Origin of the sequence: Methylocystis iwaonis (assembly GCF_027925385.1) — a bacterium.
In the GTDB taxonomy this organism is placed as follows: Bacteria; Pseudomonadota; Alphaproteobacteria; order Rhizobiales; family Beijerinckiaceae; genus Methylocystis; species Methylocystis iwaonis.
On the sequence record NZ_AP027142.1, the window covers coordinates 1854735 to 1873045 of the forward strand.

Annotated in this window: 19 protein-coding genes; 8 read left to right on the forward strand and 11 right to left on the reverse strand. The window is 65.2% G+C overall.

Annotated elements, in window-relative coordinates:
• The first annotated feature begins 133 nt into the window (after positions 1-133).
• Positions 134-1153 carry an anthranilate phosphoribosyltransferase gene (gene trpD, locus QMG84_RS08880; protein WP_281931869.1) on the forward strand — a complete coding sequence of 340 codons (1020 nt, stop codon included), beginning with the start codon at positions 134-136 and terminating at the stop codon, positions 1151-1153.
• Between the two features lie 9 nt (positions 1154-1162).
• On the opposite strand, the gene QMG84_RS08885 is transcribed toward trpD, so the two are convergent.
• The 3 genes from QMG84_RS08885 to trpC all read right to left on the reverse strand — a co-directional run bounded on the left by QMG84_RS08885 (position 1163) and on the right by trpC (position 3970).
• Positions 1163-2380 carry a molybdopterin molybdotransferase MoeA gene (locus tag QMG84_RS08885; protein WP_281931870.1) on the reverse strand — a complete coding sequence of 406 codons (1218 nt, stop codon included), beginning with the start codon at positions 2378-2380 and terminating at the stop codon, positions 1163-1165.
• A 302-nt stretch (positions 2381-2682) separates the two neighbouring features.
• Positions 2683-3159, reverse strand: coding sequence for a cyclic pyranopterin monophosphate synthase MoaC (gene moaC / locus QMG84_RS08890; RefSeq protein WP_281931871.1), 477 nt, complete (start codon positions 3157-3159; stop codon positions 2683-2685).
• Positions 3160-3178: 19 nt separating this feature from the next.
• Complete coding sequence (gene trpC, locus QMG84_RS08895; protein ID WP_281931872.1) at positions 3179-3970, reverse strand: indole-3-glycerol phosphate synthase TrpC; 792 nt, start codon at positions 3968-3970, stop codon at positions 3179-3181.
• Between the two features lie 433 nt (positions 3971-4403).
• Here trpC and QMG84_RS08900 point away from each other — a divergent pair, with 433 nt between their 5' ends.
• Both QMG84_RS08900 and pssA read left to right on the forward strand, forming a co-directional pair.
• The gene (locus QMG84_RS08900; protein WP_281931874.1) at positions 4404-5102 is read left to right on the forward strand and encodes a phosphatidylserine decarboxylase; all 699 of its coding nucleotides are present in this window, start codon (positions 4404-4406) and stop codon (positions 5100-5102) included.
• Between the two features lie 11 nt (positions 5103-5113).
• Complete coding sequence (gene pssA / locus QMG84_RS08905) at positions 5114-5932, forward strand: CDP-diacylglycerol--serine O-phosphatidyltransferase (RefSeq protein WP_281931875.1); 819 nt, start codon at positions 5114-5116, stop codon at positions 5930-5932.
• A 630-nt stretch (positions 5933-6562) separates the two neighbouring features.
• Here pssA and QMG84_RS08910 read toward each other — a convergent pair.
• Both QMG84_RS08910 and ldtR read right to left on the reverse strand, forming a co-directional pair.
• A complete protein-coding gene (locus tag QMG84_RS08910; RefSeq protein WP_281931876.1) occupies positions 6563-7666 on the reverse strand; it encodes a site-2 protease family protein in 1104 nt (367 codons plus the stop codon).
• A gap of 162 nt (positions 7667-7828) precedes the next feature.
• Positions 7829-8341, reverse strand: a complete 513-nt coding sequence (gene ldtR / locus QMG84_RS08915) for a transcriptional regulator LdtR (RefSeq protein ID WP_202074246.1) — start codon at positions 8339-8341, stop codon at positions 7829-7831.
• Between the two features lie 344 nt (positions 8342-8685).
• On the opposite strand from ldtR, the gene QMG84_RS08920 reads away from it, so the two are divergent.
• Complete coding sequence (locus QMG84_RS08920) at positions 8686-9711, forward strand: bifunctional nicotinamide-nucleotide adenylyltransferase/Nudix hydroxylase (RefSeq protein ID WP_281931877.1); 1026 nt, start codon at positions 8686-8688, stop codon at positions 9709-9711.
• A 278-nt stretch (positions 9712-9989) separates the two neighbouring features.
• Here QMG84_RS08920 and QMG84_RS08925 read toward each other — a convergent pair whose 3' ends face one another.
• Genes QMG84_RS08925 through QMG84_RS08935 form a run of 3 tightly spaced genes read right to left on the reverse strand, consistent with a single transcriptional unit; the run spans position 9990 to position 13999 of the window.
• The gene (locus QMG84_RS08925; protein WP_202074248.1) at positions 9990-10514 is read right to left on the reverse strand and encodes a DUF6163 family protein; all 525 of its coding nucleotides are present in this window, start codon (positions 10512-10514) and stop codon (positions 9990-9992) included.
• A 57-nt stretch (positions 10515-10571) separates the two neighbouring features.
• The gene (gene trpE, locus QMG84_RS08930; protein WP_281931879.1) at positions 10572-12104 is read right to left on the reverse strand and encodes an anthranilate synthase component I; all 1533 of its coding nucleotides are present in this window, start codon (positions 12102-12104) and stop codon (positions 10572-10574) included.
• Positions 12101-13999, reverse strand: coding sequence for a SurA N-terminal domain-containing protein (locus tag QMG84_RS08935; protein ID WP_281931881.1), 1899 nt, complete (start codon positions 13997-13999; stop codon positions 12101-12103). The genes trpE and QMG84_RS08935 overlap by 4 nt, the downstream gene beginning before the upstream one ends.
• 237 nt (positions 14000-14236) lie before the next feature.
• On the opposite strand from QMG84_RS08935, the gene QMG84_RS08940 reads away from it, so the two are divergent.
• The 3 genes from QMG84_RS08940 to QMG84_RS08950 all read left to right on the forward strand — a co-directional run bounded on the left by QMG84_RS08940 (position 14237) and on the right by QMG84_RS08950 (position 15503).
• Entirely contained in the window at positions 14237-14569 is a 333-nt protein-coding gene (locus QMG84_RS08940; RefSeq protein WP_246744995.1) for a YMGG-like glycine zipper-containing protein, read from the forward strand.
• Between the two features lie 25 nt (positions 14570-14594).
• Positions 14595-14723: a hypothetical protein gene (locus QMG84_RS08945; RefSeq protein WP_255537342.1), complete on the forward strand. Its 129-nt coding sequence runs from the start codon at positions 14595-14597 to the stop codon at positions 14721-14723.
• A gap of 336 nt (positions 14724-15059) precedes the next feature.
• Positions 15060-15503 carry a hypothetical protein gene (locus QMG84_RS08950; protein ID WP_246729853.1) on the forward strand — a complete coding sequence of 148 codons (444 nt, stop codon included), beginning with the start codon at positions 15060-15062 and terminating at the stop codon, positions 15501-15503.
• Positions 15504-15516: 13 nt separating this feature from the next.
• Here QMG84_RS08950 and arsB read toward each other — a convergent pair whose 3' ends face one another.
• From arsB to QMG84_RS08965, 3 genes are read right to left on the reverse strand one after another with little or no spacing between them, the layout of a single operon-like run.
• Positions 15517-16572 carry an ACR3 family arsenite efflux transporter gene (arsB, locus tag QMG84_RS08955; protein WP_281927352.1) on the reverse strand — a complete coding sequence of 352 codons (1056 nt, stop codon included), beginning with the start codon at positions 16570-16572 and terminating at the stop codon, positions 15517-15519.
• Entirely contained in the window at positions 16569-17099 is a 531-nt protein-coding gene (locus QMG84_RS08960) for an arsenate reductase ArsC (protein ID WP_281927354.1), read from the reverse strand. The genes arsB and QMG84_RS08960 overlap by 4 nt, the downstream gene beginning before the upstream one ends.
• Positions 17096-17434, reverse strand: a complete 339-nt coding sequence (locus QMG84_RS08965; RefSeq protein ID WP_281927356.1) for an ArsR/SmtB family transcription factor — start codon at positions 17432-17434, stop codon at positions 17096-17098. The genes QMG84_RS08960 and QMG84_RS08965 overlap by 4 nt, the downstream gene beginning before the upstream one ends.
• Positions 17435-17548: 114 nt before the next feature.
• Here QMG84_RS08965 and tpiA point away from each other — a divergent pair, with 114 nt between their 5' ends.
• On the forward strand, positions 17549-18301 hold the full coding sequence (gene tpiA / locus QMG84_RS08970) for a triose-phosphate isomerase (RefSeq protein WP_281927357.1): 753 nt from the start codon (positions 17549-17551) through the stop codon (positions 18299-18301).
• Positions 18302-18311: the final 10 nt, after the last annotated feature.

Consider the following 18311-nt stretch of genomic DNA (forward strand, 5'->3'; position numbering starts at 1 on the left):
CCTCCCCAACCCTCCCCCGCAAGCGGGAGAGGGAGCAGGCCGTAGCCTTCATCGACAATGCCGATCGCGAGCGTCCCCTCTCCCGCTTGCGGGGGAGGGACAGGGAGGGGGCAGCCCCTCGGGCAAACCCTCTATGCAAGACTTCAAACCCTATATCGCCGCCATCGCCGAAGGCGAGCCGCTCGCCCGCGAGGAGGCGCGCGCCGCTTTCTCTCTCATTTTCGAGGGCGCTGCGACCCCGGCGCAGCTCGGGGCCTTTCTCATGGGCCTGCGCATGCGCGGCGAGACCGTGGAGGAGATCATCGGCGCGGCGCAGGCGATGCGCGCCGCCATGACCCCGGTCGAGGCGCCGCCCGGCGCGATCGACATTGTCGGGACTGGCGGCGACGGCGCCGGCACGTTCAACATCTCGACCCTCGCCGCGATTATCGCCGCCGCCTGCGGCGCAGTCGTCGCCAAGCATGGCGGCAAGGCGTCTTCCTCGCGCTCTGGCGCTTCAGACGTGCTCGGCGAGCTTTCGGTGAAGGTCGGCATTCCCCCCGCCGCCGCGGCCGCCTGCCTGCGCAACGCAGGGATCTGTTTCATGGCCGCGCCGACGCATCACCCGGCGCTGCGCCATGCGGGTCCGGTTCGCGCCGAGCTCGGCGTGCGCACAATCTTCAATCTGCTCGGGCCGCTGTGCAACCCGGCCCGGGTCGAGCGCCAGGCGCTCGGCGTCTATTCCCGCGATTGGCTCGAGCCGCTGGCGCGCGTGCTGCGCGAGATGGGCTCACGGCGGGTCTGGCTGCTTCATGGGAGCGACGGCCTCGACGAGGCGACCACCACCGGCGTCACCCATGTGGTCGCGCTGGAATATGGCGCGATCCGCTCCTTCGACATCACGCCAGAGGATGCGGGCCTGCCGCGCGCCACGACGCAGGAGCTCGTGGGCGGCGATCCCGCCCATAACGCCAAGGCGCTCCGGGCGGTGCTCGCCGGCGCGCGGAACGCCTATCGCGACATCGCTGCGCTGAATACGGCCGTCGCCCTGGTGGTGGCCGAGCGCGCCGCCGACCTTCGCGAAGGCGCGGCGCTGGCGGCGAAGGCGCTCGATACGGGCGCGGCGGCGGAAAAGCTCGAAGCGCTGGTCAAGCACTCCAACGCCGCCGTGTAATCGCGCGCCTTAGCCGGGCAGGCGCCAAATCCGGCAGGGGGCGCCGGCCAGCAAAGGGGCGTCGCCCGGTTCGCGGATGAGCAGCGCCTGCGACTGCGCCAGTTCCGTCAGCAGCGAGGAATCCTGCATCGGTTGCGGCGTGGCGATTAGGCGTCCCTCGGCGTCGATGGATAGCCGCGCGCGCATATAATCGCGCCGCCCCTTGTTGGCGGGCAGGTTCGCGCCGGCGATGGCGGTCTCCGTCGGATCGGCGCCAGCTTTTGGATCGCCCTGCAGCGCGCGGATCAACGGCGCCAGAAACACCAAAGCGCAGACGATCGAGGCGACTGGATTGCCCGGCAGGCCGAGAATATGCGCCTCGCCCAGACGGCCTGAGATGAGCGGCTTGCCGGGGCGCATGGCGATCTTCCAGAAATCCAGCGTCATGCCCTGGCGGGCCAGCGCCGGGCGCAGAAGATCATGATCGCCAACCGAGGCGCCCCCGAGCGTCACGAGAATATCCGCCTTGGCCGCGCGGGCGAGGCCGATGCCGCGCTCCAGATCGGCGAGATCGTCGCGGAACAGCCCCAGATCGACCACTTCCGCACCCGCGCCTTCGGCGATCGCGCCCACGGCGAAACTGTTGCAGGCGATGATCTGCGCGGGACCGGGCTCGGCGCCGGGCGGCACAAGCTCGTCGCCGGACGCCAGCAGCGCCACGCGCGGCCGGCGGGCGATGGGGAGAGCGGGGTGATTCATGGCGGCGGCGAGCGCCAGTTCCGCGGGACCGAGACGGGTTCCGGCGACGAGCCCGGCGGCGCCCGCGCGGAAGTCGAGGCCCGCCACGCGTATGTGATGGCCCGGCGCTGCGCCCGATTTGGCGCGAATGGCGCCCTCAGCAACGTCGGCGTCTTCCTGCAAGAGGATGGCGTCGGCGCCGGCCGGCACGGGCGCGCCCGTGAAGATGCGAACGGTTTCGCCGGGGTTCAATGCCGCGGCATAGCCATGCCCGGCGGCGCTTTCGCCGACGAGCTTCAGCGGTCCTGCGGCGAGGTCGGCGCTCCGCAGCGCATAGCCATCCATGGCCGAGACATCGACCGGCGGCTGCGTGCGCTTGGCGACGAGGTCGCGGGCGAGCGTGCGGCCGCGCGCTGCGGCGAGCGGCGCTTCTTCCTCGCCGAGAAGGGCGGCCTCAGAGAGAACGCGCGCGAGAGCGTCGTCGACGGAGAGGAGCTTGTTATCGGCCATAGGATTCTCTTTTGCTCGACGATGCGCTGCAGTCTGCCGTCATTGCGAGGAGCGAAGCGACGAAGCAATCCAGAGCCCCATCACGGCTCTGGATTGCTTCGCTTCGCTCGCAATGACGGGCCTTGCGTGAATGCTGGGCGTGAACTCATCCCTCCCCTTTACGGGGAGGGTGGCCCCGCGAAAGCGGGGTCGGGCGGGGTAAGGCCCCACCACTGTCGTTGCGGCTTGAGCCCCACCCGGCGGCCTTCGGCCGCCGACCTCCCCGTAAAGGGGAGGTATGAGAGGCTCACAACGCCAGACAGTCATTCCCGCCGCCAATCGCCGCTCTTGCCGCCCTCTTTTGAAACAAGCTCAACACCATCGATGCGCATGCCGCGGTCGACGGCTTTCAGCATGTCGTAGATCGTGAGGCAGGCGACAGAGACCGCGGTCAGCGCCTCCATCTCGACGCCCGTCTTGCCGGTGACGCCCGCCTCGACGTCGACGCGCAGTCCTGGAAGCGACTCGTCGGGCGTGATCTCTACAGAGACGCTCGACAGGGGCAGGGGGTGGCAGAGCGGAATAAGCTCGCTCGTCTTTTTCGCGGCCATAATGCCGGCGACGCGCGCGACGCCGAAGACGTCGCCCTTCTTGGCTTGCCCAGCAACGGCGAGCGCCAATGTCTCAGGCGCCATGACCACGCGCCCGCGCGCCCGGGCGAGGCGTTTCGTATCCGCCTTGGCGGAAACGTCGACCATATGGGCGTCGCCGGTCGCGGAGAGATGGGTGAGCTTGGTCATGCGTCCGAGAAGGGTTGGCTTAGCCGTTCAGCAACTTCCGCGCCGCCGCCTCCACATTGTCCTGCCGCATCAGGCTTTCGCCCACGAGGAAGGTAAAGATGCGGGACGTTTCGAGACGCAGGCAGTCGTCGTGCGTTTCGATGCCGCTCTCGGCGACGATGATCTTGTCTTGCGGGATTTTCTCGGCGAGGCGCTCGCTGGTTTCGAGCGACACCGAGAAATCGTGGAGATTGCGGTTGTTGATGCCGATCAGCCGGGTCTCCAGCGCCAAGGCGCGATCGAGCTCGCGCTCATCATGCACCTCGACCAGAACATCCATGCGCAGATCATGGGCGGCGGTGTTAAGGGCCTTCGCCTCTTCATCGCTGACGGCCGCCATGATGATGAGGATGCAGTCCGCGCCATAGGCGCGGGCCTCGAAGACCTGATAGGGGTCGTAAAGGAAATCCTTGCGGATCGCCGGCAGATGCGCCGCCTTGCGCGCGGCCTCCAGATCCTCGAGCTTGCCCTGGAAGGACGGCCCATCCGTGAGGACAGACATGCAAGCGGCGCCGGCCTTCTCATAGGCCCGGGCGAGTTTCGGCGGATCGAAGTCGGCGCGGATGAGGCCCTTCGAGGGGGACGCCTTTTTGATTTCGGCGATGAGGGCGATGCGGCGCTCGTTCAGCTTCGTCTCGATCGCATGCACGAAGCCGCGCGGCGGATCATGGTCGCGCACATTGCGCTCCAGCGTCGCGAGCGGCATGCGCACCTTGGCCTCGGAGATTTCGGTGCGCTTATAGGCTTCAATGCGGTCGAGAATATCGGTCATGTCTTCTGCCCAAAGCGGGAGGCGCCGCGCCCCGCCGTTGATTCAATAACTGAATAGCGGATCGGAACGCGCAAGCCTATCCCACAAGAGGTCGCGTGGGTGGGCCGAGGGCGAATTATGGTCAACGGCCTTCGGAGGGACAGTCACGGGAACGCTGGGCGTCAGCGAATCCCTCCCCTTTACGGGGAGGGTGGCGCGCGAAGCGCGACGGGTGGGGTCCGAACCCGATCACTGTCGTCGCTGCGCGAGCCCCACCCGGCGGCCTTTGGCCGCCGACCTCCCCGTAAAGGGGAGGTATTTGGGGGCTAACGGCATCGCGTTGCAATTAAACCGATCCCGCGAAACCGAACGCTCGCCCGTGACTTTGGCGGCGCAACATGGCAAAGAGGCCCCGTCGCGTCTCTGCTCAGGAATCGCGCTGCGGGAGCCCTAAATGTCCGTCATCGACTCCGTTCGCAAGGTCCTCGTCCCCATCCATCCAGAGGGCTATGTCTTCATCGCGGGCTTTGCCGTCGCGGCGTTTGTGCTCGACTGGATTTCCCCGACGCTCGGCTGGATCGGCTTCATCGCCACCGCCTGGTGCGTCTATTTCTTTCGCGATCCGCCGCGCGTCACGCCGCTGCGCGAGGGGATTGTCGTTTCCCCGGCCGACGGCGTCGTCTGCTCCATCGGCTTCTTTCTGCCGCCGCCGGAGCTCGGCATGGGGGCCGAGCCTCTGCAGCGCATCTCGGTGTTCATGAGCGTCTTCGATTGCCATGTGAACCGCATGCCGGTCACGGGCCGCATCGCCAAGATCGCCTACAAGCCCGGCATTTTCGTCAACGCCGATCTCGACAAGGCGAGCGAGGATAATGAGCGCAACGGCCTGATCATCGAGACGCCGCGCGGCCGCTTCGGCGTGGTGCAGATCGCCGGCCTCGTCGCGCGCCGCATCGTCTGCTTCGTCAAGGAAGGCGAAAATCTCGGCGTCGGCGACCGTTTCGGCCTTATTCGTTTTGGCTCGCGCGTCGATGTCTATATGCCGTCATCGGCCCGGGCCATGGTGGCGATCGGCACGCGGACCGTCGCCGGCGAGACCGTGCTCGCCGACATGACGGCGCAGGCGCCGGCGCTGACCTTCAAGACCGGCTGAGGCAGAAAAATATGAGCGACGATCCTCAGAACCTCGAGCTTTCGCCACTCGAGCTGCGCCGCCTGCGCTTCCGCAGGATCCCGATCCGGGTGGTGCTGCCCAATCTCGTGACGCTGCTCGCGCTCTGCATGGGCCTCACCGCGATCCGCTATGCGATCGAGGAGGATTTCGTGAAAGCCGTGACGGCCGTCATGGCGGCGGCGGTGCTCGACGGTCTCGACGGCCGGCTGGCGCGCGCGCTCAAGGGCACGTCGCGCTTCGGCGCAGAGCTGGATTCGCTGGCGGACTTCGTGGATTTCGGCGTCGCGCCGGGGCTGCTGCTCTATCTGTGGAGCCTGCACGAGATCAAAGGCCTCGGCTGGTTTGCGGTTCTCGCTTTCGCCATCGCCGGGGCGCTGCGGCTCGCGCGCTTCAACGTGATGATCGACGACCCGGCCAAGCCGGCTTGGCACGCGGAATTCTTCGTGGGCATGCCTGCGCCCGCCGGCGCGGTCACCGTGCTGCTGCCGCTCTATCTGCATTTCTCGGCGTTGGAGCTGCCGGCGTCCAAGGCGCTCGTTCCCTTCTACATTCTCTATGTGCTGGCCATCGCCTTCCTGATGGCGAGCCGCATTCCGCATTTCTCGGGCAAGCGCATGGGCCGCATTCCCCGAGACCTCCTCATACCGGTGCTCTTCGGCGTGGGCGTGACGGCGCTGCTCCTGGCGATCTATCCGATGGAGCTGCTCGCCGTGGTCAGCGTCGCATTTCTGGCCGCCATCCCGTTCAGCGTGAAGCGCTTCAATGCGCTGGCGAAAGCGGAGGCCGAGAAAGCGGAGGGGCAGGGGTAAAACAGGGCCGGAATTGCAGTTCAACAAACCCTACTCAAGCCGCGTCATGCCCGCGCTTGTCGCGGGCATCCACGCCGGGACAATTACGACATGCGGGGAGAAGAAGCGGCGTGGTTCCGCTCATGGGTTCTGAGCTTTTCGGCGTCGGCCCGGCGTGGACGGCCGCGACAAGCGCGGCCATGACGGGGAGCGCTGAGGGGTAAAAGCTGAGCGTTGCTTTTTTGATAAAGTGGGTTGACGCCCCTCGTGCTTCGAGACGCCTGCTGCGCAGGCTCCTCAGCATGAGGGGCTTCTGCTTCTTGACCAAATACTTAGGCCTCATCCCGAGGAGCGAGCGAAGCTCGCGTCTCGAAGGAGGAGGCCGCCTCGGAGGCTTTATACTATTTTCGGTTGAATAGCTCGCGTGGGGACTTGTCATTCCCGACGGGCTGAAAGCCCGACCGGGAATCCAGAGCCACAAAAAGGCGGTTTTGCTCGGCGCCCGTCATTGCGAGCGAAGCGAAGCAATCCAGGGCGCCGATGCGGCCCTGGATTGCTTCGTTGGCTCCGCCTCCTCGCAATGACGGGTGCCAAACGCGCGAGCGTCGGGGATGGCGCCGAACCAATCGAGCGGATCTCGTATGACTGCTTTTATAGAGGCTGCAGCCGGCGCCGTCCGAAGCGCCAGTCCGGCCGCGCGTCGCGGATCATCATAATTTCCGCGATCGACTGGCGGGTGAGGAGGCCGACGAGCCTCCCCTCAGGGTCGATGACGCCCACCGGGTCGCCGGCATTGAGCTTGGGAATGGCTGCGTCGACCATCTGGTCCGATCCGATGGTCTCGACTTCCTTCCGGGCAAATGGCGCGACCGGCGCGCCGGGGTCTGACGCCCGAAGGGCTTCGACAATCTCCCCGCGCGACAGGAGGCCGACAAGTCGCCCGGCTTGATCCACCATCGGAAAATCATCCTGAGAGGTGGCGAGGAGAACCTCGATTGCTTCGCTCACCGTCGTTCCGCGCCCGATGGCGGCGATCCTTGTCTCCATGGCGTCTACCGCCGGCAATCCTCGCGCGGCCTCCGTAAGCGACATCATCTGAGCCTCGCCCGCCGCCGCCATATACACAAAGATGGCGATGAAGATCAGCATGGGATGGCCGAAAAGCCCGGCGAAGCCCAGGAAGAAAGCGAAGCCCTGGCCGATCTGGGCGGCGATGCGGGTCGCCTGACCCTGGCCGAGCCACATGGCGAGCGCCGCGCGCAGCACCCGCCCGCCGTCCATGGGAAAGGCGGGGATCAAATTGAAGATGGCGAGAAAAATATTGGTCGCCGCCAGCCGTTCCAGCATGCCGATATTCGGGTCGCTGATATGGGCGGCATGGCCGAGATTGAAGGCCCCGGAGACCGCGAAGAGAACCGCGGCGATGACGATATTGACGAAGGGGCCGGCGACGGCGACGAGAAGCTCCTGATACGGCCGCTTCGGCATGGATTCCATATCCGCCACGCCGCCGATGGGGAGCAGCGTCACCTCCTTCGAGACGACGCCGAATTTCCGCGCGGTGAGAATATGCCCGAACTCGTGCAGCACCACGCAAAGAAAGATCGCCGAGATGAACAGCACGCTTTCACCGGCGGCCTGCCCGCCGCCGCGTTGATAGGCGGCGATCCCGATCCAGGCCAGGAAAAGCAGCAGGGTAACGTGAACGCGCACAGCCGTTCCCTTGAACGTGCCGAGCGTAATCGACCAGCGCATATCAACGCCCCCGAAGCGTAAACGATCCGCTGAAACATAGGGCGCGCCGGGGCTTTTCGCCAGAGCAGGCCAGAGCTTTGCCCCCCAGGAAGCCAAAAGCGCCGGCGAAGCCCTGAGCGGGCCGCGCCGGCGAAGTCGACGATGGAAGGATGAGCAGAAAAATCAGAGGCGATAGCGAATCTGGTCGGTCCAGAAGCGCTCCAGCCGGGTCAGCGACTGGTTGAGGTTGCGGAACTCGTCGACCGAGACGCCGCCGATGTGCTCGATGGTCGTGGCGTGCTTGTCGTAGAGCTGCGCAACGATGTCGTGAACTTCCTTGCCCTTGGGCGTGAGGCTGATGCGCACCGAGCGGCGGTCGAGGCGCGAGCGCGCGTGATGCAGATAGCCCATCTCGACGAGCTTCTTGACGTTGTAGGAGACGTTGGAGCCGAGATAATAGCCGCGCGTGCGCAGCTCGCTGGCGGTCAGCTCCTTGTCGCCGATGTTGTAGAGCAGCAGGGCCTGAACGGAATTGACGTCGCCGCGGTCGCGGCGGTCGAATTCATCCTTGATCACGTCGAGAAGGCGACGGTGAAGACGTTCGACGAGCGTGAGCGCCTCGAGATATACCGGGCGGACCTCGCCGATGCGTTCCGCGCGGGTCGGCTGGGGTGCAGACTTCGTTGCGACGTTCATCTTCTCCTCCATCGTTCGATAGCATGTTGATCTTTGATGCACTCAAATTAGACCGATACGAATGAACTTGAGTTTAAATAACAGACTGAATCCCTTGTTTACCGACTAAAGGCGGCTTTCGGTGAACAGGGGCTAAATTCTAACAGTCGATTTAAGCTGAATCTGTCTTAAACATTTCGTGGATTGTATAAAGTTTTATGTAGAATCTTAACGTAGAGCGACCGGCGTTCGACGAAAACCCCTCGCGTGCTTGATAGAGACGGTCGGCGAGATTAACTTTCCCATATTGGCGGCGCGCCATGCGGCCGGGAGGACCGACCGCTCTCATGCCATGAGGGAGCCGCATGATGCGCTACGATCTTGCGGTCTTCATCGGCCGTTTCGAGCCATTTCACCTCGGACATCTTACGATTTTGCAGCGCGCGCTCGCGCTCTCCAGCCGCGTCGTCGCGCTTGTCGGCTCGGCGGAAGCGCCGCGCACGGCAAAGAACCCCTGGAGCTTCACGGAGCGCGTCGTCATGATCGAGGCGGCGCTGGGCGCCGACGCCGCCCGTCTGACGGCTTTGCCTTTGCGTGACCATCTCTACAATGAAAACGCTTGGCTTGCGGAAGCGCAGGCGCAAGTGGCGCGCGTCGCTGGCGACGCCAAATCCATCGCGCTTTTCGGCTCCAGCAAAGACGCCTCGAGCTATTATCTGAAAGCGTTCCCGCAGTGGGAGCTGGTGGAGGCCGCGTCTGTCCCGCTCTTGTCCGCGACCGAGCTGCGGCGTCGGCTCTTTTCGCAAGAGCCCGGCGCGCTGCGCCTGATCGAAGCCAATGTGCCGGGGCCGGTTTTCGAGATTATCGACGCCTTTCGCAAGACGGACGCCTATCGGCAAACGCTCGATGAATTTCGCCATGTGGAGAGCTATCGCGCCGCCTGGGCAGATGCGCCTTATCCGCCCATCTTCGTGACCGTGGATTCGGTCGTCGCGCATGCCGGCCATGTGCTGCTCATCAAGCGCAAGGCGCAGCCGGGGCGGAGACTATGGGCCTTGCCGGGCGGCTTCGTAAACGAGGACGAAACGCTGCGCGACGCCGCTATTCGCGAGCTGCGCGAGGAGACGCGGCTCAAAATTCCGGCGCCCGTGCTGCGCGGCAGCCTGCGCGGGCAGAGGGTTTTCGATCATCCGGACCGTTCGCTGCGCGGTCGGACGATCACGCACGCCTTCTACTTCGATTTTCCTTTCGGGGAGCTGCCGAGCGTGCGCGGCGCAGACGATGCGGCGCGGGCGCGCTGGATTCCCGTCTCGGAGCTTCAGAACATGCGCCCATGCCTGTTCGAGGATCATTTTTTCATCCTCGAACATTTTCTCGGAGCAGCTTGGTAGTACGCGTCATTGCGAGGAGCGAAACGACGAAGCAATCCAGCACGCGTGTTGCGGCTCTGGATTGCTTCGCCTTCGGCTCGCAATGACGTTTATTTTGCGCGGTCCGGAGCGCGATTTACCGGAGCCTTGCCGATCATCACGTGAATGAGCGCGTCCCGCCGTCGCATTTGGCCTACTGGTGGTTCATTGCCTAAGGCGTCGTTTTCGTTGGCGGTTGGGCCTTGGCGGCTAACGGGCGCCGCAGCCCCGCGCCAGAAACAGGCTGAGCGGAAAGCGCCTCAGCTTTCTTGCGCAGGTTTTTCCCCGGCCGAGGCGCGCGCTTGCGCTTTGCGCCGGCGCCGCTCGCGCAGACGCTGGGCTTCGACGTCACGGCCAGCCTCGAAGGTCAGCGCGAAATACATCAGAATGAGGATGGCGTTGACGCCGATGAGCCAATAGCCGCCGATGAAGAAGCCCGGCGTGCTCAGCGTCATGAAAATCTGCGCGCTGGCGATGAGAAGCCAGAGCACGCCGCCCCAAGGGGTCGCAAGCCACAGGCCGACGCCCGCGACGAGGTCGAGCACTGCGAAGAAGACGATCGAGAGGGCGGCGTTCAACGGCATGGCGTCGAAGATCGACTGCTGCGCCGTCAGCACGATGCGCCAATGCATCAGCCCCTGCAGGAGCCAGAAGAGCGCCACAATGCGCATGAAGCGCGACAGCAGCATGCCCCATTTCGCCGCTTCGCCCGCAGGGCCGGGATCGCCGACGCGGATCGGCCGGTAAGGATCGTCGCCGTCGTCGTAAATGGTGGGGTCGGCCATCAACGGTCCTTAACGGCTGAGCGGGCCTTTAGAAAGAGGCCCGCTCGCTTGTCCTTACTATTGGCCGCGGCGCGCGCGGGAGGCGAAGCGTACGGCTTCCTCCGCAGCGCGGAACAGCGCCTTGGCCTTGTTCACGCATTCGCGGTTTTCATATTCCGGCTCGCTGTCATAGACGACGCCCGCGCCGGCCTGCACATGCATCTTGCCGTCCTTGACGATCGCCGTGCGCAGCACGATGCAGGTGTCCATCTGCCCGCCCGAGCCGAAATAGCCGATGCAGCCGCCGTAGATGCCGCGCTTGTCGGTTTCCAGCTCGTCGATGATTTCCATGGCGCGCACCTTGGGCGCGCCGGAGACCGTGCCGGCCGGAAAGCCCGCCGCCAGCGCGTCGATGCAATCGAAGCGCGCGTCATCCAGCTCGCCTTCGACATTCGAGACGATGTGCATGACGTGGCTGTAGCGTTCGATCGTGAAGCTGTCGGTCACGCGCACAGTGCCGGTCTTGGCGACGCGGCCGACGTCATTGCGGCCGAGATCGAGCAGCATGAGATGCTCGGCGCGCTCTTTCTCGTCGGCGAGAAGCTCCGCGGCAAGGCGCTCGTCCTCGACCTTGGTCTCGGCGCGCCAGCGCGTGCCGGCGATGGGGCGGATCGTCACTTTGCCGTCCGCGACGCGCACCAGAATCTCGGGGCTCGAGCAGACGATCTGGAAATCGCCGAAGTCTAGGAAGCACAGGAACGGCGCCGGATTGACGCGGCGCAGCGCGCGATAGAGCGCGAAGGCGGGGAGGGTGAAAGGCGCCGTGAAGCGCTGCGACAGCACGACCTGAAAGATGTCGCCGGCGCGGATATATTCCTTGGCGCGCTCGACCATTTCGAGGAAGCGCGACTTGGGCGTATTGGAGACGGACTCCTGCGCCAAAAGCTGCGGATCGCAGCCCGCGTCGCGGTGGTCGAGCGGCGCCTCCAGCGTCGCGACGACCTTGTCGAGACGCGTCAGCGCCGCCTCGTAAGCCGCCCTCGCAGTGACGCCTTCGCGCGGGCGCACGGGCGTCACGATGGAGATTTCGTCCTTCACAGTATCGAAGACGACCATGACGGTCGGGCGCAGCAGCAGCGCGTCGGGGACGCCGATCTTGTCTTCCTTGGCGGGCGCCAGACGCTCCATCTGGCGCACCATGTCATAGCCCAGATAGCCGAAGACGCCCGCCGCCATGGGCGGAAGCTGCGTGGCCGCGGGAATCGCGGATTCGGCGATGAGCTGGCGCAGCGCCATGAGAGGGGGCGCATCGCAGGGAACGAAGGCGTTCTTATTGCCGAGCGCGTTGCGGTTGATCTCGGCCTTGTCGCCCACGGCCCGGAAGATCACATCTGGGTCGAGGCCGATCATCGAATAGCGGCCCCGCGCCGCGCCGCCTTCCACCGATTCCAGCAGAAAGGCCGCGCCGTCGCGTTCGCGCGAGAGCTTCAGATAGGCGGAGACGGGCGTCTCCAGATCGCCGACAAGGCGCGTGACGACGAGCCTCGGCCGGCCCGCGTCGTAATCGGCGGCAAAGGCCTCGACGTCCGGCTCGAATGTAGCGCCGGTCATTCCTTTTCGGCGCCCGTCGCCATCTGCAGGGCTTTTTCGTTGATCTCGACGTTGAGCGCCTTTTCGAGGCCGCCGACATATTGCTCGAGCAGGTCGTTTTGCAGTGCGGGCTTCAACTGCTCGGCGATCGTCTTCGATTCGATCGAGTTCGGATCGAAGGGCGGCGTCTGCGCGTCCTTCACGACGAAGATCAGTCGGCCGCCGTCGACGGAGACCGAGCCGGCGCCGCCCGGCGCGACCTCGAAGAACTGCACGATCGTATTGGTGTTGAAGTCCGGGCGCTGGGCGCGCTTCACGTCGGTTGCGCGCTGTACGTCGAGGTTCAGCTCCTTGGCGACGGCGTCGATCGGCTGGCCGCCCTTGATCTTGGCGACGACGTCCTCGGCCTTGGCGGTGAGCGCCTTCTGGGCGCTCTCGGCGCGCATGGCTTCGGCGACGGCGCCCTTCACTTCGTCGAAGGTCTTCTGGCGGGCGGGCTCGATGCCATTGATCTCGAACCAGACATAGCCGCCGTCACGCGTCCCGACCGTTTCGTTGTCGACGCCGACGTCGGAGGCGAAGGCGGCCTTGAGCAGATCGGCGCCCGCCGGGGCGTCGACCGACTTGCCGTCCTTGCCATTGCCGGCGTCGTCCACGGCGTCGATCGTGCGGGTTTTCAGGCCGACGGCGGCGGCGGCTTCGGCGAGCGTTTTGCCGGAGGCGCGCTGATCCTCCACCGCCTCGTGCAGACGGCGCACTTCCGGCGCGGCCTTCTGCTGGGCGACCTGGGCCTTGAGCTGGTCCGCAACCTGTTCATAGGTCTTGGTGACGACGGCCGGCGAAATCTTCTTCACGACCGAGACGACCGTGCCGAAAGCGGTGGTCACAAGTTCGGCTACGCCAGGCTGGGGCAGGGCGAAGACGGCTGCGCCCACCTTGGAGTCGCCAAAGTCGCGCTGCTCGACGAAGCCGAGGTCCACGTCCTTGGGATTACGCTTGAGTTCGACCGCGAGCGCGTCGACGTCCATGCCGCCTTTGAGCTTGGCGAGCGCCTCTTCGGCTTCCTTCTCGGTCTTGAAGACGAGCTGACGGACTTCGCGCTTCTCCGGCGCGCCGAAGCGCTTGGTTTTCACGTCGTCGTAGAGCTTGCGGGCGTCCGCGTCGGAAATATCGGCGGGCTTGGCGACGGTCGCCGGGCTCACTTCCAGCGTCGTGACCTTGCGATATTCCTTGGCGCGGAAGCTCTGCTCGCGATCGTCGAAATATTTCTTCAGCTCTTCGTCGCTCGGCGCCTTGGCCTCGCCAGCGGCGGAGACCGGCAGGATGACATAATCGACGGAGCGCGCCTCGTTGCGGAAGCGATGGATCGCCTCGATCATCAGCCGCGGCGGCTCGACGCCGTTGATGACGAGGTCGGTGAGCGTCTTGCGCAGATAGGCGCCCTTCTGGTCGGCGACGAAGCTGCGCTCCGTATAGCCATTGTCGCGGGCGATGGCCTTGAACTTCTCGGCGTCAAATTTGCCGTTGGTCTGGAAGGCCTTCTCATTTGAGATCAGCCGCTGGATCGTGTCGTCGCTGGCGGCGAGGCCAAGGTTGCGGGCCTTCTGGTCGAGCGCGACGTCGGTGACGAGGCGTTCGAGCACCTGAAGGTCCATGCCTGCCTTATGCGCCTCTTCGGCGGTGACGGCGCGGCGCAGGCGCTGCTGGATGCGGCGCAGATCGTTCTGAAAGGCGGTGCGGAACTGGTCCACCGTGACCTCGCCCGAGCCCACCTTGGCGAGGCGCTGGGAGGTCATGCCGCGAAAGACGTCGCCGACGCCCCAGATCGCGAAACTGATGACGATAACGCCCATCACAACCGCCATGATGGCGCGGCCGATCCAGTTCTGCGAAGCGACGCGCAGGCCCTCGAGCATATTCCGGTTCCCCGTTCGTGTTTTCGGGAGCTTTCTGCTCCCATTTTGGCGCGGACTATAGGGAGGGGCGCGGGCCGTGGCAATGACAAGCGCGAACGACACGCGCCCCGGCGCTCATACATGCAGCGTTAAGGTTCCGCACAGGACAATTGGAGATGGCTTCCGTGAGCCGCAGTCGCCCGAGGTTCTCCGGGCGGCCCTTTCGCCCGACCTTTTGGAACCGACCTGGAACTCAAAATGAAAAAGACATTCGCCCTCGTCGCCGTCGTTGCTGTCGCTGCGCCGCTTGCGGGCTGCTACACGCCCGAGAGCCGGGCGGTGGGCGGCGGCGCCATCGGGGCGCTGGCCGGCGCCGGAATCGGCGGGTTGGCCGGCGGCGGCCGTGGCGCGCTTGCCGGCTCCCTGATCGGCGGCGCGACTGGCGCCGCCGCCGGGGCCTTGACCGCGCCGCCGCCGCCCCCGCCGCCGCCCGAATACTATTATGACGCCCCGCCGCCAGCTTATGGCGGCTACCGCCGTTCGAGAGGCTACTATTATCAGTCGCCCGACTGCGGGCCCTACGGCTGCTGATGGAATCGAGGACGGAGGGCACAGAGTGGCTCCCAAATTCTACTGCAACACGCCGTCGGCGCGGCTGCGCGTCGTTCTGCGCAATGCGCTTGGCGTGATCCTGATCGCAGGGGTCGTGAGAGCGGCTTTGGCGATCGGCGCGGCGCTCCAATAGCGCGCTTTCCGCTCGCAGCAGACGCCGTTCCCCTGCGACGGCGTCTGCGCCCCATCCTTGCGCGCCTTTTGGCGCCGCGTCGCCTAAGTCTCGCCCGATAAAGAGCGCGATTCGCGCGCTTCAAGGCCCTCACGCAAATTTTTTCTCTGAAACTTCGTTCAAAAACAGCGGCCTACTTGCCGGCAGGCAAGCGCTCGCGTAACGGTTGAGACGCTGAAGCTGACGGGGCCGAATTCGCCCGGGCAACGGCTCCGGGGCGAGCGCTTGGCCCACGGAGCTCGACGAAAAAATGTGCGGCGATTAACGCAACGCCCAAGCGCCTCAAAAGGAACAGCTATGCTGCGATCTTTCGGTCTTGCAGGAATGATGACGCTCGTACTCTTTTCTGTCCCCGCAAAGGCTTTCGATGTGGTGGATCACGATTACGGCGGACGCGTGGAGCCCTATGTGGCGCGCGTTCAGGAGGCGCAGGCGCGCGGGGAGCCGGTGCGCATCGGGGCGGTCGAATGCGATTCGTCCTGCACGCTTTATCTTGCCGCCAAGCGCTCCTGCGTGTCGCCGGGCGCTGTCTTCGGCTTCCATGCGCCATGGGTGGGCGGGCCGACCAGCGGCGTCGTCGATCCGCAGATGACGGCGGTTTTCGCCTCCGCCTATAAGCCGCCGCTGCGGCGCATCTTCCTCAATCACGTGCGCAATTCGCGCGGCGCGGTGCCGGGGCCGCTGCTGAAGATCAGCGGCGCCCAGCTCGCCAGCCTCGGCTATCGTCTCTGCGCCGAATAAGCGGCAGCGAGGGCTAATCGGCCGGCGCGACTTGGGTCTCGCGTATCGCGCCGCGCTCGTACCAGCCCTTGCTGCGGTTTACGATGGAGCAGACGCTGAGCATCACCGGCACTTCGATCAGCACGCCGACGACAGTCGCCAGCGCGGCGCCGGAGTCGAAACCAAAGAGGCTGATCGCCGCCGCGACGGCGAGCTCGAAGAAATTGCTGGCCCCGATCAGCGCCGAGGGGCCGGCGACGCAATGCGCTTCTCCGAATAGACGATTGAGCGCATAGGCAAGCGCGGAATTGAAATAGACCTGGATGAGGATCGGAACCGCGAGCAAGCCGATGATCGCCGGCTGGCGGATGATCTGTTCGCCCTGAAAGCCGAACAGCAGGACCAGCGTCGCCAGCAGCGCGACGAGCGACAGCGGGCCAATCTTGGCAAGCGCCTGGGAGAGGCGCGTCTCGCCGCCAGAGGCGATGAGGCGGCTGCGCGCGAGCTGCGCGGCGATGACCGGGACCACGATGTAAAGAACCACCGAGAGCAACAGCGTGTCCCAAGGCACGGTGATCGACGAGAGCCCGAGCAGCAGCCCGACGATCGGCGCAAAGGCGACGATCATGATGGCGTCGTTGAGGGCAACCTGGCTCAAGGTGAAATGCGGCTCGCCCTTGGTAAGGCTCGACCAGACGAAGACCATGGCCGTGCAGGGCGCCGCCGCGAGCAGGATGAGCCCGGCGATGTAGGAGTCGATCTGCTCGGCGGGCAGATAGGGCCGAAACAGATGGCCGATGAAGAGCCAGCCGAGCAGCGCCATTGAGAAGGGCTTCACCGCCCAATTGACGAAAAGCGTCACGCCGATGCCGCGCCAATGGCGCCCCACTTCTCTCAGCGCGGCAAAGTCGATCTTCATGAGCATCGGCACGATCATCAGCCAGATCAGCGCCGCGACAGGCAGATTGACCTTCGCGATTTCGAGCGCGCCGAGCGCGTGGAAGAAGCCCGGCAGAAAGTGCCCGAGCCCGACGCCCGCGACGATGCAGAGGGCGACCCAAAGCGTCAGATAGCGTTCGAAGATCGTCACGGCGTTTGCTCCGCTTCTCGATGGGTCACGCCCTCGCTCTCGCCGATTTCGCGCAGGCGCGCGCCGACCGCCAGGCGATCGAGACGATGCAGCGGGATCGCGCAGAACTGCTCGATGCGGTTCTTGAGGTAGCGAAAGGCGAGCGCGAAAGCGCGCTGCTTTTCGATGTCCGAGCCGTCCTCCGTGGCGGGATCTTCGATGCCCCAATGCGCGGTCATCGGCTGGCCGGGCCAGAGCGGGCAGGCTTCGCCCGCGGCGTTGTCGCAGACGGTAAAGACGAAATCCATCTGCGGCGCGCCGGGGACGGCGAATTCGTCCCAGTTCTTGGAGCGAAAGCCGTCATGCGGAAAGCCCATCTTTTCCAGCGTCAGCAGGGCATAGGGGTTTACTTCGCCCTTCGGATGGCTGCCGGCGGAAAATGCCTTGAATCGGCCGACGCCGAGCTGGCGCAGAATGCTCTCGGCCATGATCGAGCGGGCGCTGTTGCCCGTGCACAGGAACAATACGTTGTAGGTCTTCTCTGTCATTGTCCAAATTCACATTTCGAGAGGTTGAGGATTTGAGCCGGCGCGCATCCGGCTCCGCCGCAGCAGTCCTCGACGAGGAAGCGACTGAGCGCGTTCAGTTGCGAAAGATCGGCGCGGTAGACGACGCTGCGTCCGTTACGGGCGCTGGTGACCAGCTTTGCGTGGGAGAGGACGTTGAGGTGGGCCGAGAGCGTGTTTTGCGGCACGCCGAGAAGGCGGGCGAGCTCGCCGGCCGGGAGGCCCTTGGGCTCGGCGCGGATAAGGGCTCGAAAAGCCTCGAGCCGCGTCTGCTGCGAGAGCGCGGCAAGGCAGGCGAGGGCGGTTTCTATTTCCATGATTCTGGATATATCGATTTATTGTGACAAGTCGATGGCGCCGCCACATGCGCCATATTGCGAGTCTGTCAGCTTCTGTTACGTAACATTTCCACGCTCGAAGGATTCTCCTGCATGGATCGCTGCCCGCTCGTCGCCGGAAACTGGAAAATGAACGGGCTCATCGCCTCGCTTGCGGAAATTGCGGCGATGGGGACGGCTTATGATCTCGCGCTGAAGAAAAAGGTCGAGCTGATCATTTGTCCGCCTGCGACGCTGATCGGGCTGGCGCTCGACGTCGCCATGCTCAACGGGATCGGGCTCGGCGGGCAGGATTGCCACGCCGCCGAAAGCGGGGCCCATACCGGCGATATTTCCGCCGAAATGCTCAAGGACGCGGGCGCGACTTATGTGATCCTCGGGCATAGCGAACGCCGGGCCGATCACGGCGAGACCGATAACATCGTGCGGGTGAAGGCGACGGCGGCGCTGCGCGCCGGGTTGAAGCCGATCATCTGCGTCGGCGAGACGCGCCATGAGCGGGAGGCGGGGGAAGCGCTGTCGGTCGTGGGCCGGCAGATCGAGGCGTCGCTTCCGGGCGACGCGCCGGGAACGATCGTCGTCGCCTATGAGCCGGTCTGGGCGATCGGCACGGGGCTCACCCCGACGCTGGAGGATGTCGCGCAAATGCACGCCTTCGCGCGGGAGCGGATCGAGGCGCGGCTCGGCGGCGGCAAGAGCGAGGATGTGCGCATTCTATACGGCGGCTCGGTGAAGCCCGCGAATGCGCGGGAGCTGATGCACGTCCCCAACGTCGATGGCGCGCTGGTTGGCGGGGCGAGTCTGACGGCGAGGGATTTCATGGCGATCGCCGAGGCGTATCGGTGATCGCCTAGGC

Excerpts from the sequence above, each read along its gene's own strand:
- trpD (WP_281931869.1), top strand. The coding sequence starts at position 134 with ATGCAAGACTTCAAACCCTATATCGCCGCCATCGCCGAAGGCGAGCCG.
- QMG84_RS08885 (WP_281931870.1), bottom strand. The coding sequence starts at position 2,380 with ATGGCCGATAACAAGCTCCTCTCCGTCGACGACGCTCTCGCGCGCGTT.
- moaC (WP_281931871.1), bottom strand. The coding sequence starts at position 3,159 with ATGACCAAGCTCACCCATCTCTCCGCGACCGGCGACGCCCATATGGTC.
- trpC (WP_281931872.1), bottom strand. The coding sequence starts at position 3,970 with ATGACCGATATTCTCGACCGCATTGAAGCCTATAAGCGCACCGAAATC.
- QMG84_RS08900 (WP_281931874.1), top strand. The coding sequence starts at position 4,404 with ATGTCCGTCATCGACTCCGTTCGCAAGGTCCTCGTCCCCATCCATCCA.
- pssA (WP_281931875.1), top strand. The coding sequence starts at position 5,114 with ATGAGCGACGATCCTCAGAACCTCGAGCTTTCGCCACTCGAGCTGCGC.
- QMG84_RS08910 (WP_281931876.1), bottom strand. The coding sequence starts at position 7,666 with ATGCGCTGGTCGATTACGCTCGGCACGTTCAAGGGAACGGCTGTGCGC.
- ldtR (WP_202074246.1), bottom strand. The coding sequence starts at position 8,341 with ATGAACGTCGCAACGAAGTCTGCACCCCAGCCGACCCGCGCGGAACGC.
- QMG84_RS08920 (WP_281931877.1), top strand. The coding sequence starts at position 8,686 with ATGATGCGCTACGATCTTGCGGTCTTCATCGGCCGTTTCGAGCCATTT.
- QMG84_RS08925 (WP_202074248.1), bottom strand. The coding sequence starts at position 10,514 with ATGGCCGACCCCACCATTTACGACGACGGCGACGATCCTTACCGGCCG.
- trpE (WP_281931879.1), bottom strand. The coding sequence starts at position 12,104 with ATGACCGGCGCTACATTCGAGCCGGACGTCGAGGCCTTTGCCGCCGAT.
- QMG84_RS08935 (WP_281931881.1), bottom strand. The coding sequence starts at position 13,999 with ATGCTCGAGGGCCTGCGCGTCGCTTCGCAGAACTGGATCGGCCGCGCC.
- QMG84_RS08940 (WP_246744995.1), top strand. The coding sequence starts at position 14,237 with ATGAAAAAGACATTCGCCCTCGTCGCCGTCGTTGCTGTCGCTGCGCCG.
- QMG84_RS08950 (WP_246729853.1), top strand. The coding sequence starts at position 15,060 with ATGCTGCGATCTTTCGGTCTTGCAGGAATGATGACGCTCGTACTCTTT.
- QMG84_RS08960 (WP_281927354.1), bottom strand. The coding sequence starts at position 17,099 with ATGACAGAGAAGACCTACAACGTATTGTTCCTGTGCACGGGCAACAGC.
- QMG84_RS08965 (WP_281927356.1), bottom strand. The coding sequence starts at position 17,434 with ATGGAAATAGAAACCGCCCTCGCCTGCCTTGCCGCGCTCTCGCAGCAG.
- tpiA (WP_281927357.1), top strand. The coding sequence starts at position 17,549 with ATGGATCGCTGCCCGCTCGTCGCCGGAAACTGGAAAATGAACGGGCTC.